The sequence below is a fragment of the Candidatus Poriferisodalis sp. genome, from assembly GCF_965208485.1.
In the GTDB taxonomy this organism is placed as follows: Bacteria; Actinomycetota; Acidimicrobiia; order Acidimicrobiales; family Poriferisodalaceae; genus Poriferisodalis.
On the sequence record NZ_OZ242344.1, the window covers coordinates 3,186,731 to 3,199,280 of the forward strand.

The window sequence follows — 12,550 nt, forward strand, 5'->3', positions numbered from 1 at the left end:
CCCTCACCTACCCCGTGGACCAGGCCACCGCAGCAGGAGAACTTCTTCACGGAGCTGGTCCCGTGTAGCAGTGGCCGGTCGCGTCCTGAACAGATCGATGCCTTCTACCTCGTAGCCAGCGCGCTCAGCGATGTCGGCGAGAATCTGCCCGGTGCGGATCATCACTCGCAGATAGGACGCCTGATCGCCAACTACATATGCGAGGCGAGCGCCGGGTCGCAGCACATCTCGCAGCGACGACAGATGACGCGTCATGCCGCCGAAGTAGAGCTTCGTCACGCGGTGGTACATGCGCTCGAACCCCGAGTCCTTGCCGAGAGCGATGCGGCGTTCTTCGATCTGGGTCGCGAGGTCCTGCACGCGCTCGTCGTCGGCGACCCAGGCAGAGTCGTCGTCGTCGCGGTAGACGCCGCGAGTGTTCGAGCGGAGTAGTTCGCGCTTCGTGCTTCGCAGGCTTGGCCGGTCCGTGAGGTAGCCCAATAGCACTGACTCGAGACGGACAGTCCGCGAGTAGTCCTTCTCGTTGGGATATGGGGGCGACGTGATGACGGCATCCACACTCTCTACCGGAACGCACGATGCGACATCGCGAGCGTCGCCTGGGACGACCATCGCCGACGTACGCTCTTGCGCGCCCAGGATCCGCAGGTCATCGGCGATGGTCAACACACGGTTGAGCCACAGTGCCACCACGGCTGCGTCATCGCGCAGCGAGCCAACCCCGACCTCCGGGCCGAACCGAAGGTTGCCGACCTCGGTCGGAAGCACACGAGCGAACGCGAGCTGTTCATGGTCGGTGAACCCTGCTGCCCGCTCGCCGTCGAGTGCTTCTCGCAGGACAAGTGCCTTGTGCAATGGCAGCGGACTGATCGAGTCCTTGATGAGCAACTTGGCTGCGTCGGAATCCAAACTGCGCAATTGCTGATTCTCGCGTGTTGGTACGCCCAGCTCATCGCTCAGCCCATCCGCCGTCAGACTTGCCAACGCCTTCTCGGCTACAAGATTCGCGTGGTTGGCCAAGCCGTCGGGATCAGGTTCCCAGTCGGTCTTGACCTGGGCCGCGAACTTCGCCATCGGCATCGCTTCAACGCCGATGCCGGCGATCCCCATCTTCTTGGCTTCCACCAACGTGGTACCCGTCCCACAGAAAGGGTCGAGAACGACCGCGTCGTCTGCAAGTTCGAACCGGCCCGCGTAGTCGCGCACCAAGTGCGGCGGAAATGACAGGACGAATCGGTACCAGTCGTGCGCCGGGGCATCGCACGCGAGCAGCGTGTTCATTGCGCCGTTGGTCGGCGGTCGAGGGGCCTCAGCCACGCCGCCGACCGTAGACCACGCTCCCAGCCCAGGCAGGCGATCCTCGTAGTGCACTAGTGACGTTCGTGCAGTCCACCGAGCCATGTCCATCTCCTTCGCCCCGAGAGCAGGACCTGAACATACGTATGAGGTGTGACAAACCGGACCCCAGCCTCCTGACTGAAACTCCGGGCAACCCAACCGTGGCACTCGGCCGCTCTGCGAGACGTATTCGTCGGTCCGACTCGGCCTCAAGGCCAGTGACGGCGTTGTGACGATCATGTGCAGAGAAGCCGGGGACGTCCAAGATGAATCACCCCGGTTTTGGTGGAGGCTCTGTTCCTTGAGAGGATGGAGCGATGTGTGCAGCAATGTGTTGGGTCAGTGCGAGGGCACTTCGAGCGCAGCGACCAGCATGCTCAGCAGAGCTGGGACGAGCAGTACCACGCCGAGAGCAGCCAAGCCTGCCGCTCGGGCGCACCACCGAACCGATAGCTTCCAAAAGACCCATCTGAGCTTCGGCGTGACCCGGCTGCCCCTGTCCGGTTCTATTCCCTTCGCGGCGAAGCCGGCGATGGCGAACATCAACCCGGCAACTCCCAAGTACACGAGGCAGAGACCTCCCTCGCGGCTGCCGAGAAACCAGCTTGCTGCTGACGGTGTCCAAAGAGCTTCGGACGGCACATCTCTCAACGTCTCGTGCAGGAACGCAATCGCGACCAACGCTGCGGTTACCAGCGGCAGGATGACGCTCACGATTTGGTTCAGATGATCAGACAGCCAGTCGCTCAAGCGGCCTCGACGCGAAACGCGATCACGAACCGGCGTCGACTCTGGACTCAAGATTCTTTGGGCTGCCAAAAAGGTGAGCGGCAAAGCCGCTGCTGCTGCCAATACGACAGCAACAGCCAACGTGTTGGCGTAGATCAAGCCCACGGATTCAGAACCCTAACCTTGGATCCATCGGTTCGGTTGGGGTGCGGGTGTGTCCGCCGGCGGCCTGTGTGGCTTCACTGGGGCAGCGTGTGGGCGCTGCCGGGCGGGTTCGGAGATGTCGGCGATGCGAGCGCGGACGCGGCTTCGAGCCGGGCGAGGCGGTCGGTGTGATCGAGCAGGGTCGCGTTGACTTCGCGGAAGCCCGCCTGCATCTCGGCCCGCAGGCTGGTCTCGACGCCGCTGATCTCGTTCCGCAGGCTGGTCTCGACGCCGCTGATCTCGTTTCGCAGGTCTCTGCTGAGGCTGTCGATGTTGTGGTTCATCGCGTTGAGCTGCCAGATGAGCAGGGCGCCGAGGACGGTGATGAGGGCGCCGAGGACGGTGATGAGGGCGGCGATGAGCGTCGAGGAGCGGTCCCGGTGCCCGCGTGGGCGAGCTCTTGTCGACGCGCCGTGGGCGCGGGTGGCTGCGGGCGGGGAGTGCGCGGTGTCGGCAGGGTGTGTCGGGTCGGGGTTGGGAGCGTTCACGGCGGCCGTTTCGACTGTGGCGGACATGGGGCCTCGCTGGGTGTCGCGGCTCAGCACTGCGCGCGGGCGTTCTCTTCGGCGGCTGCCCTTCAGCCGGGCAGCATCCCTTGCCGCACCGTAGCCAGCGAGAGCCTCGACTCGCCAGCCGTTTTCGAGCCTTCTCACACCCAGCCGGTGCCGATGGCGATCCTCCGTCCTCGCAATCGCGTTCTCCACTCACCGCCCCAACAGCCCATGTAGTACAAACACCAACCCGCCGCGCCCCTCTGACCAGCACAAACACAAAACACCCGCCGCCAAATTCAGGTCCGACGATCAGACAGCCAGTCGCTCAAGCGGCCTCGACGCGAAACGCGATCACGAACCGGCGTCGACTCTGGACTCAAGATTCTTTGGGCTGCCAAAAAGGTGAGCGGCAAAGCCGCTGCTGCTGCCAATACGACAGCAACAGCCAACGTGTTGGCGTAGATCAAGCCCACGGATTCAGAACCCTAACCTTGGATCCATCGGTTCGGTTGGGGTGCGGGTGTGTCCGCCGGCGGCCTGTGTGGCTTCACTGGGGCAGCGTGTGGGCGCTGCCGGGCGGGCTCGGAGATGTCGGCGATGCGAGCGCGGACGCGGCTTCGAGCCGGGCGAGGCGGTCGGTGTGATCGAGCAGGGTCGCGTTGACTTCGCGGAAGCCCGCCTGCATCTCGGCCCGCAGGCTGGTCTCGACGCCGCCGATCTCGTTTCGCAGGCTGGTCTCGACGCCGCTGATCTCGTTCCGCAGGCTGGTCTCGACGCCGCTGATCTCGTTTCGCAGGTCTCTGCTGAGGCTGTCGATGTTGTGGTTCATCGCGTTGAGCTGCCAGATGAGCAGGGCGCCGAGGACGGTGATGAGGGCGCCGAGGACGGTGATGAGGGCGGCGATGAGCGTCGAGGAGCGGTCCCGGTGCCCGCGTGGGCGAGCTCTTGTCGACGCGCCGTGGGCGCGGGTGGCTGCGGGCGGGGAGTGCGCGGTGTCGGCAGGGTGTGTCGGGTCGGGGTTGGGAGCGTTCACGGCGGCCGTTTCGACTGTGGCGGACATGGGGCCTCGCTGGGTGTCGCGGCGCAGCACTGCGCGCGGGCGTTCTCTTCGGCGGCTGCCCTTCAGCCGGGCAGCATCCCTTGCCGCACCGTAGCCAGCGAGAGCCTCGACTCGCCAGCCGTTTTCGAGCCTTCTCACACCCAGCCGGTGCCGATGGCGATCCTCCGTCCTCGCAATCGCGTTCTCCACTCAGCAGGATGCTGAAAAAGTCGATTTTCGGGCGGTGTCCAGTTGCAAACCCGCAGGTCAGGGGCTTGCGCTTCCGGCCAGACCTGCATATTTCAAGCAGCCTGTTAGAGGCCGCGCGGACACAAAGCCGCAGATCAGAGCATTGCAGACTTGCCCGGATCCGAATAAGTCAGCAGCCTGCTAGAAGTCCATGTCCGGCATGCCGGACGCACCGCCGCCGGAGTCGGGCTCGTCGCAGATCACTGCCTCGGTGGTGAGGAACAGCGCCGCGATCGACGCAGCGTTCTGCAGCGCCGACAGCGTCACCTTGGCAGCGTCGATCACGCCGGCGCCGACCAAGTCCTCGTAGTCGCCGGTGGCGGCGTTGAGGCCCATCGCGCCGTTGAGGTCACGCACCTTGCTGACCACCACGCCGCCTTCGTAGCCGGCGTTCTCGGCGATCTGCTTCAGCGGGCCGGCGAGCGCACGCTCGACCAGCCGGGCACCGGTCGCCTCGTCGCCGTCAAGCGCGTCGACGACCGCCCCGACCGCAGACTCCGCCCGCACCAGCGTGACGCCGCCGCCGGTCACCACGCCAGCCTCGATGGCTGCCTTGGTGGTGCTGACTGCGTCCTCGATGCGGTGCTTCTTCTCCTTCAGCTCGACCTCGGTGGCTGCGCCGACACGCAGCACTGCCACGCCGCCGGACAGCTTCGCGAGCCGCTCCTGCAGCTTCTCGCGGTCGTAGTCGGAGTCGGTGTTGTCGATCTCGCTCTTGATCTGCTCGATCCGGCCCCGCACCTCGGACTCGTCGCCCGAGCCCTCGATGATGGTGGTCTCGTCCTTGGTGACCACCACGCGGCGGGCCGTGCCCAGCAGGTCGAGCGTGGTGTTCTCGAGCTTGAGGCCCACATCCTCGCTGATGACCTGGCCGCCGGTCAGGATCGCCATGTCAGCCAGCATGGCCTTGCGGCGATCACCGAAGCCGGGCGCCTTCACGGCCACAGAGCGGATCGTGCCGCGGATCTTGTTCACGACGAGCGTGGCCAAGGCCTCGCCCTCGACGTCCTCCGCGATGATCACCAGCGGCTTGCCTGCCTGGGTGACCTTCTCGAGCACCGGCAGCACATCGCGCACTGCTGAGATCTTGCCCTGCATGAACAGCAGGTACGCGTCGTCGAGCACTGCCTCCTGCGAGTCAGGATCGGTCACGAAGTAAGGCGAGATATAGCCCTTGTCGAAGCGCATGCCCTCGACGAGATCCATCTCGAGACCGAAGGTCTGCGATTCCTCGACGGTGATCACGCCGTCCTTGCCGACGTTGTCGAATGCGTCGCTGATGAGCTGGCCGATGTCGCCGTCGGCAGCCGAGATGGCCGCTACCTGCGCGACATGGGTCTTGGAGTCGGTGACGCTGATCGCCATCTCCTCGATGGCCTCGACAGCGGCTTCGACGCCGGCCTCGATGCCCCGCTTGATGGCCATCGGGTTGGCGCCCGCTGTCACGTTGCGCAGGCCGTCGCGCACCATCGTCCACGCCAGCACGGTGGCGGTGGTGGTGCCGTCGCCCGCGACGTCGTCGGTCTTCTTGGCGACCTCCTTGACGAGCTCGGCCCCGATGCGCTCCACCGGGTCCTCCAGCTCGATGTCTTTGGCGATCGACACGCCGTCGTTGGTGATCGTGGGCGCGCCCCACTTCTTGTCCAGCACGACGTTGCGGCCCTTGGGGCCCAGCGTGACGCGCACGGCATCGGCGAGCTGGTTCATGCCTGACTCGAGCGCTCGGCGGGCCTCGTCGTCGAAGCTGATCATCTTGGCCATGTTCAGGAGACTCCTGTCCTCGGTGACTTTGGTGTCAATGGAAAATCGCTGAATGCTAATGACAGGTCAATGGGCGACGATGGACGGGCGTCACATCGCTGCCGCACTGCCTGCAGCGGTTAGCACTCTAGAGCGGAGAGTGCTAACCGTCAACTCCTCCACCCGAGCAGAAGCCGGCGGTCAACCCAGCAGCGGCCTCGCTCACGGCGGACAGCGTGTCGGACATCGACCGTTCTGTTCCGTATTGCTCTGTCAGCACGACCAGGTCGCTGACGGGGGCTTGGTCGCTCGTCCGCAACCCGGCGGCAAGGTCGATGCCGGGTTCGCGGGCGCCCGCGATGACGCCAGCCGGCACCCCCGCCTCGGTGGCCAGCGCCAGCACGCCTCCCACGACTTTGCCGTCGAACGAGCCTGCATCGAGACGGCCTTCGCCAGTGATGACCAAGTCGGCTTCTTCGATGGCCTCGGCCAGCCCGACTTCGGTTGCCACCACCTCGAAGCCCTCCGCCAGCTCGGCACGCAGACCGGCTGCCAGCCCGCCCGCGAGGCCCCCGGCGGCACCCGCCCGGGCCATCTCGCTGACGTCGACGCCGTAACGCTCGATGTACAGGTCGACGAGCCGCTCGAGACGGCGGGCCAGCAGCTTGACCTGCGGCCCCGTCGCCCCCTTCTGCGGGCCGAAGATACGCGCTGCGTCGCAGAACCCGGTGCGCACGTCACAGGCCACCACCACCGAGACACCAGCGAGACGGGCCAGTGGCGCCATGGCGTCCAGTGCGCCCAAGCCGCCGTCGGTCGTGGCCGAGCCGCCCACACCCACGATCACGCGTCGAGCCCCGCCGGCGACGGCCTCGGCGATGAGCTCCCCGGTGCCTGCCGTGGTTGCGGCGAGCGGGTCATTCCCTTCGGCGCCCCCGGCCAGCAGCAGCCCGCTGGCGCGGGCCATCTCCACGATGGCCACCTCGCCGTCCAGGCGCCAAGCGGCCTCGATGCGCTCACGCAGCGGACCGGTCACCAGCGAGGTGCGATTCGGTCCGCCCAGCGCCTCGAGCGTGCCCTCGCCGCCATCCGCCGTCGGCAGGCACATCACCTCGGCGGCGTCACCGACGTGCACGCGAACCCCCGCCTCGATAGCGGCTGCGACCTCCGCTGCCGACGCGGTGCCGCGGAACTTGTCCGGACATGCCACAACCCGCATAGGTTCTGCTCAGCAGGCGGGCTACTCAGCCAAGTCGGTTCCCAGCGCCACCAGGACGTCGGGCGTCTCGAAGCCCTGCACTGCCGAGGTGTCGGTCAGCATCGTGAAGACATCGTTGTCGGCGTCGAGCTCGAGCACTCCGGCGATCGCCCGTGCTTCGAGCAGCGAACCCGGCTGGTAATAGATGCGTGTGCGCTCCAGCGGGGTGCCCAAGTAGTTGGTCGGCGACTTGGTGATGTAGCTCAGGGTCTTGAAGCGGTCGGTGAGCCGTCCTGCGGCCCCGCGCACCGTCGTGGAGTTGGCCACCTGCACCGAGATCTCCGCAGCCGGCCGGGGCTGGAACGGCTCGGCCTCCGAAGAGGTGGTGTCAGGCGCCTGTGCCGTCGTGGTGCTCACGGCAACCGTGCTGGCGGGGACTTCGCCGATTGGGTCGCCAGCGCCGGTCGTCGGTGGGGGCTGCGCCACCGCGGGCAGTGTGGATCCGGGACCGACGGAGGACACCGGGTCAGTCGTGACAATCTCGTCAGGATCGTCCACCGAGCGCAGCAGCAGCACGCCCACGACGACGGCCACCAGCACCAGCAGCAGTCCGCGCACAGCTGCGCCGCTGTTGGATTCGCCGGCTTGGCTGTTCATCGGGCGACCTCCCGAAGGTGTGCGGGCCAGCTACGCACGACCGTGCGGGCATCCGCGACAAGTTGGTTGAAATGTGACGAGAACCGCTGGACGGCGGCAATGGCAATGCTGTGAGCGTAGGGCCAATGAGGCGTCGGCGGGTGTACCCCTGAGCGCCCAGAGGCTGAATCCCGGACCCGAGCGGCCTCCCGGACCCGAGCGGCCCGCGAGCGAAGCGGACAAAGGCGGGGAACAATGGGTGTCGCATCGCGAAGGTGTACCCCGGCGCGCGTCCTCATCAGTCTGCGCGCGGAACCCAACACCCAGCGAAGACCTGCCCACACGAGCGAGCGCATGAACATCAGCCGCATGAACATCAGCCCGATGAACATCAGCCGCATGAACATCAGCCCGATGAACATCAGCCGCATGAACATCAGCCCGATGAACATCAGCCGCATGAACATCAGCCCGATAAACATCAGCCAATGAGAGTCAAACGCGTCGACCATCCGGTAGCTGCAGCGCTCCTCACTCGGCTGCGTGACAAGAACACCGACGTCGAGGAGTTCCGCCAACGGCTCGACTCGCTGACGTTCCTGCTGGTGGCTGAAGCCTTGATCGACGCCGTGTCCGCTCCCGCGCCGGTGGAGACGCCGTTGGGGTCCGCCGAAGGCTCACGGCTCGACCCGATGCCGGCGATCGTGCCTGTCCTGCGAGCCGGGCTGGGAATGCTGGATGCAGCGCTGCGGCTCCTGCCCGCCGCCCCGGTCGGATTCATCGGGATGCGCAGGATCGAGACTCCCGACGGGGTCAGCCACGAGTGCTACCTCGAATCGCTGCCGAGCGTGCTGGAGGACCGGCCCGTGCTGGTGCTCGACCCGATGCTGGCGACCGGCGGTTCGGCTGCGGAGGTCATCCGCGTCTTGGCGGCGTCGGGCGTGGGCCGAGTCACGATGGTGTGCGCGTTGGCGGCGCCCGAGGGAATCGAGGCCCTGCGCAGCAGCGTCCCCGACGTCCGCATCGTGACGGCCGCCGTCGACAGCCGCCTCAACGAGCAGGCCTACATCGTGCCCGGGCTCGGGGACGCCGGAGACCGGCTCTACGGAGCTGCCTGAGCAAGCTTGTCCTCCCAAGCTGTCCAACTGCTCCGACGGCGGTGTTCAGGCTGCCGACGACGATCCGCGGTGCGCTCATGGAGGAATCTCGCAGACCACAGAGGGCAGCGCCAGCCTCGGGACACTCGGCAATGCCCGTACCCAGTCCCACAGCGCCGCTTCGTGCGAGCCGACGAGCATGGCGAGCTTGGCTTCGATGTCGTCGGCACTCAAGGGGTCGTGCATCGAACCCTTCTGGCCGCACACCGAGCGCTCCAGCACGCTGCCGTCTCGCAAGGTGATGCGCACCGAGCCGCCCATCTTGTGCGCATAGGTGGCATCCCAGCGTGCGTCAGCAGCGATGCCGACAACCCTCGACTGCAGCTCGACGAGCGCAGCATCGGCGATCCGATCGGCGCTGTAGGTGGCGGGGTCTGCGGGGTCCGCCACCAGCGCCGCCGCGATGTTCCACGGACCGGAGTACTGCGCGGCCATCACCGACGCCATGCCGTCCCCGCTGTTGTGGACGGCTGCCTTCGTGGAGGCCGTCGCTTCGATGCGCTGGATCATGTCGGGTCGGAGTCTGTGGGCGTCGCGCAGCTCCAAGGTGGCTTGGATCAGCGGGTGGATGTCGCTGCACGCCGCCCAGGGCTTGACGGTGATCTCGTCCAGCATCCAGCGGCGCCCGAGGCCATCGGTCAGCAACTCGACGCTGGGCTCGTCGCCGAACACCCGGCAGAAGCCGTAGGCGCCGGTCAGCCCGTCCTCCGGCCCTTCGAAGCCGGCGGCGGCCAGCCGTGCTGCCATCACGCCGCCCTCGGCGGCACGACCCGCATGGAGGCGCTTGGTCTGGCCGCCGGAGGATGCGAACTCCATAGTCCCCGACGCCAGCGTGGCGGCGATCCCCAGCGCGTGACGCAGCCGGCCGGCGTCCAGGCCCAGCAAGCGAGCCGCGGCCGCCGCCGACCCGAAGACACCGCACATCGAGGTGGGATGGAAGCCTGCGAGCATGTGGGCGGCGGGTCCGACTGCGATTCCGGCACGGCCCATGGCCTCATAGCCCACGACGATGGCGTCCAGCGCATCGCTGCCCCCCGCACCCAGTTCCTCGGCCAGCGCCAGCACTGCAGGAATCACCACCGCGCCGGGATGAGAGATCGATTCCTCGTGGACGTCGTCCAGCTCGAATGCATGCGCCGCCGCGCCGTTCGCGAAAGCGGCCATAGGTGCCGTGGTGCGGCCGCCTCCGACAATCGGCGAGCTGCCAGACCCACCGGTCTGGCGGGCGTACGCCGCCGCGGTGCGAGTCCACGGCAGCACTGCGCCGTAGATCATGCAGCCGAGCGTGTCGGCGACGCAGTTCTGGGCGATGTCCGTCAGGCGTTCGGGCACCGAGCCGCCCACCTCAGCGAGGAACTCCGCCAGCGCGGCAGTCGGATTCGTCGCGCCGTCGGCCGCCATCAGCCCCATCGAACCAGAAGCGGTGCGCTCAGGCGTGCCGAGACTCCAGTGCTGCCCGCGCCAGGGAACCCAAGTGCGCCACTGAGTCCTCGCTGTGCACGGTGCCGACACCGGAGGACTCGCAGATGAGCGGTCCGGGGCGATACCCGCGGCTGCGGAGTCCTCGCTGGGTCGATTCCACCAAGCCGAAGTCCTCGGTAGCCGTCGTCTGCCAGTCCAAGTCGATGACCTCGCGTTGCACATCGGAGGGCTCGGCGGTATCCAGCCAGAACTCCCGCACCAGCAGCGTCCGGTCGACCTCGAGCGGCACCCAGCGGAACGTGTTGACAACCTGGCCGGGATACACCTGGATCGCCGAGGCAGGCCAGACGAAGTAGGCGACATAGTCGGCGCCGTCGTCGAGGCGGGTGTAGCCGGACCGGTCGGCTGGGGCGCCTTTCGCGAAGTGGCGGATCACCTCGCTCTCGCAGGAGATGCGGTAGCTGGCCGGGTCCACCACACCGGTGGTGAACGAGCGGTGCACGTTCGGGCAGTGGTAGCACTCGTTGTAGTTCTCGACGACGACCTTCCAGTTAGCCGCCATGACATGGGTGTTGCGCCAGCTCAGCACCCGCTCAGGCGCCGCGGGCGCGTTCGACAGCAGCTCCGATTCCACCCCGGGCGCCACCTGCGCCAACGCAGGCGCATTCTGGTCGAGGTTCACGAACACGAACCCGCCGAGGCGCTCGAGACGCACCGGCGGCAGGCAGATCTCGCCGACGTCGCGGCTGCGGGCACTGACCAGTCTGCCGTCGAGCGCGTACACCCACGCGTGGTACGGGCACGTCACGAGCCCTGGCACGACGAGCTCATCTCCGCCGGGCTGCTGCGGGGGGAACAGCTCGTGGCCCCGGTGCTGGCACACGTTGTAGAACGCGCCGAGTTGGCCGCCGTTGTTCACCACGAACACCGATTCGTCACCGACCGCGGCGGTCAGCACCTGGCCATGGGCCGCCACTTGGGACTCATGGCCGACCATCACCCAAGATCGAGCGAACACCGCGTCCAGCTCAGCATCGAAGATCGCTTGGTCGGTGTAGCAGCGGGCAGCGAGCGCCTGGCTCACGGAAGGTCTCCCAGTGCGGCCACGAGCGCAGTCGCGTCCAATGACACCTGCTGGTGCGCCGCCAACAACCTCATGGGATATCCCCTAGAGCGGCGACCAGACGGTCCATGCGTTCGCGGAAGCCGACGTCGGCTCGCAGGAATCTGTGGCCGAGACCTCGAAATGACACGGCGCCGTCCTTGGTGATCACCCCCCGTTCGAGCAGCGATTGCCACACGCCCGACGAGTCCAGCTCCCGATCCAGCAGCTCGATGAGAAAGAAGTTCGACCGTGAGCCCTCTACGCAGCGGAACCGGTCGAGCTTGGTGTCGAACAGTTCCTGCGCGTAGGCGCGTGCGTCGCAGATGACCTCGACGGTGCGCTGCACGAACTCGTGGTCGCCCAGTGCCGCCACGCCCCCGGCAATCTGCAGCTGACCGACGTTCCAGGTGGGCTTCGCGGCCAGCAGCGCGTCGATGACCTCGGATTGGGCCACGCCGAACCCCAGCCGGAGTCCTGCCAGGCCGTGCACCTTCGAGAACGTGCGCAGCACGACGAGATTCGGGTACTCGGCCACCAGCCCGATGCCGCCGGGGTCGCCCGAGTAGTGCACGTAGGCCTCGTCGAGCACCACGAGGCAGTGCGAGGCGGCCTCGATCACGCGCCGCAGGTCTCCTTCCGCTGTCCACGTACCCGATGGCGAGTGAGGGTTGGTGACGAAGACGATCTTGTGCTCGGGACGGACCGCCGCGATGTAGGCGTCGATGTCCACCGCCATCGTCTGGGGATCGGTCGCCTCGCAGCGCAGGTCAGCGACCCGGCCCTCGGCCTCGGCGAACAGGTGGTACATCGGGAAGCACGGCGCCGGCATCAGCACCGGCTCGCCCTGCGCTGCGTAGGCGCGGATGAGCACCGAGATGATCTCGGTCTCGCCGGCGCCGCAGAGGTAGTTGCCCGGCTCGTAGCCGTAGGTCTCGGCCAGCCGCTCGCGCAGCGGCTCGGCGGTCCACGACGGGTAGATCTGCATCCGGCCGACCGCATCCGCCACAGCAGCCTGCGCGGCCGGTGACGGACCGTAGGGATTCTCTGCCGAGCCGAGCTTGATGATGTCGTCGAGGCGCAACCCGTAGCGCTGTGCCACCTCGTCGGCAGCAAGGCCGGGCACGTAGTACTCCGGATGCCGCAACGCCGCGTGAACCGCTCTGGGCACCTGTGTATGGTCAGCCGCCACTGGGCGGTATTCTGCCGCATTCTGCGCGACCGCGTAAACAGGTCAGCCAT

12 protein-coding genes are annotated in these 12,550 nt (G+C 67.0%); 2 read left to right on the forward strand and 10 right to left on the reverse strand.

Annotated features, from left to right (window positions below):
• Window positions 1-3: 3 nt before the first annotated feature.
• From ACOGXQ_RS14855 to ACOGXQ_RS14885, 7 genes are all read right to left on the reverse strand, one after another.
• Window positions 4-1,401 (reverse strand): DNA methyltransferase, encoded by a 1,398-nt coding sequence (locus ACOGXQ_RS14855; RefSeq protein WP_419944398.1) that lies wholly within the window; start codon window positions 1,399-1,401, stop codon window positions 4-6.
• Between the two features lie 276 nt (window positions 1,402-1,677).
• Window positions 1,678-2,232, reverse strand: a complete 555-nt coding sequence (locus tag ACOGXQ_RS14860; RefSeq protein ID WP_419944399.1) for a hypothetical protein — start codon at window positions 2,230-2,232, stop codon at window positions 1,678-1,680.
• A gap of 74 nt (window positions 2,233-2,306) precedes the next feature.
• On the reverse strand, window positions 2,307-2,786 hold the full coding sequence (locus ACOGXQ_RS14865; RefSeq protein ID WP_419944400.1) for a hypothetical protein: 480 nt from the start codon (window positions 2,784-2,786) through the stop codon (window positions 2,307-2,309).
• 526 nt (window positions 2,787-3,312) lie between these two features.
• Window positions 3,313-3,825, reverse strand: coding sequence for a hypothetical protein (locus ACOGXQ_RS14870; protein WP_419944401.1), 513 nt, complete (start codon window positions 3,823-3,825; stop codon window positions 3,313-3,315).
• A gap of 369 nt (window positions 3,826-4,194) precedes the next feature.
• Entirely contained in the window at window positions 4,195-5,814 is a 1,620-nt protein-coding gene (gene groL, locus ACOGXQ_RS14875; RefSeq protein ID WP_419944402.1) for a chaperonin GroEL, read from the reverse strand.
• A gap of 142 nt (window positions 5,815-5,956) precedes the next feature.
• Window positions 5,957-7,003, reverse strand: a complete 1,047-nt coding sequence (locus ACOGXQ_RS14880) for a glycerate kinase (RefSeq protein WP_419944403.1) — start codon at window positions 7,001-7,003, stop codon at window positions 5,957-5,959.
• 30 nt (window positions 7,004-7,033) lie between these two features.
• Window positions 7,034-7,648 carry a LytR C-terminal domain-containing protein gene (locus ACOGXQ_RS14885; protein ID WP_419944404.1) on the reverse strand — a complete coding sequence of 205 codons (615 nt, stop codon included), beginning with the start codon at window positions 7,646-7,648 and terminating at the stop codon, window positions 7,034-7,036.
• A 333-nt stretch (window positions 7,649-7,981) separates the two neighbouring features.
• Here ACOGXQ_RS14885 and ACOGXQ_RS14890 point away from each other — a divergent pair, with 333 nt between their 5' ends.
• Both ACOGXQ_RS14890 and upp read left to right on the forward strand, forming a co-directional pair.
• Window positions 7,982-8,119, forward strand: coding sequence for a hypothetical protein (locus ACOGXQ_RS14890; protein ID WP_419944405.1), 138 nt, complete (start codon window positions 7,982-7,984; stop codon window positions 8,117-8,119).
• Window positions 8,116-8,745, forward strand: a complete 630-nt coding sequence (gene upp, locus ACOGXQ_RS14895) for a uracil phosphoribosyltransferase (protein ID WP_419944406.1) — start codon at window positions 8,116-8,118, stop codon at window positions 8,743-8,745. Before ACOGXQ_RS14890 ends, upp begins: the two co-directional genes overlap by 4 nt.
• A gap of 75 nt (window positions 8,746-8,820) precedes the next feature.
• On the opposite strand, the gene ACOGXQ_RS14900 is transcribed toward upp, so the two are convergent.
• The 3 genes from ACOGXQ_RS14900 to ACOGXQ_RS14910 all read right to left on the reverse strand — a co-directional run bounded on the left by ACOGXQ_RS14900 (window position 8,821) and on the right by ACOGXQ_RS14910 (window position 12,479).
• Window positions 8,821-10,194, reverse strand: a complete 1,374-nt coding sequence (locus tag ACOGXQ_RS14900) for an MmgE/PrpD family protein (RefSeq protein ID WP_419944407.1) — start codon at window positions 10,192-10,194, stop codon at window positions 8,821-8,823.
• A 19-nt stretch (window positions 10,195-10,213) separates the two neighbouring features.
• A complete protein-coding gene (locus tag ACOGXQ_RS14905; protein WP_419944408.1) occupies window positions 10,214-11,290 on the reverse strand; it encodes an aromatic ring-hydroxylating oxygenase subunit alpha in 1,077 nt (358 codons plus the stop codon).
• Between the two features lie 70 nt (window positions 11,291-11,360).
• Complete coding sequence (locus tag ACOGXQ_RS14910; protein ID WP_419944409.1) at window positions 11,361-12,479, reverse strand: pyridoxal phosphate-dependent aminotransferase; 1,119 nt, start codon at window positions 12,477-12,479, stop codon at window positions 11,361-11,363.
• Window positions 12,480-12,550: the final 71 nt, after the last annotated feature.

Bases quoted from the DNA above. Each gene is read 5' to 3' on its own strand.
- ACOGXQ_RS14870 (WP_419944401.1), bottom strand. From the start codon at position 3,825: ATGTCCGCCACAGTCGAAACGGCCGCCGTGAACGCTCCCAACCCCGAC.
- ACOGXQ_RS14890 (WP_419944405.1), top strand. From the start codon at position 7,982: ATGAACATCAGCCGCATGAACATCAGCCCGATGAACATCAGCCGCATG.
- ACOGXQ_RS14900 (WP_419944407.1), bottom strand. From the start codon at position 10,194: ATGGGGCTGATGGCGGCCGACGGCGCGACGAATCCGACTGCCGCGCTG.
- groL (WP_419944402.1), bottom strand. From the start codon at position 5,814: ATGGCCAAGATGATCAGCTTCGACGACGAGGCCCGCCGAGCGCTCGAG.
- upp (WP_419944406.1), top strand. From the start codon at position 8,116: ATGAGAGTCAAACGCGTCGACCATCCGGTAGCTGCAGCGCTCCTCACT.
- ACOGXQ_RS14885 (WP_419944404.1), bottom strand. From the start codon at position 7,648: ATGAACAGCCAAGCCGGCGAATCCAACAGCGGCGCAGCTGTGCGCGGA.
- ACOGXQ_RS14855 (WP_419944398.1), bottom strand. From the start codon at position 1,401: ATGGCTCGGTGGACTGCACGAACGTCACTAGTGCACTACGAGGATCGC.
- ACOGXQ_RS14865 (WP_419944400.1), bottom strand. From the start codon at position 2,786: ATGTCCGCCACAGTCGAAACGGCCGCCGTGAACGCTCCCAACCCCGAC.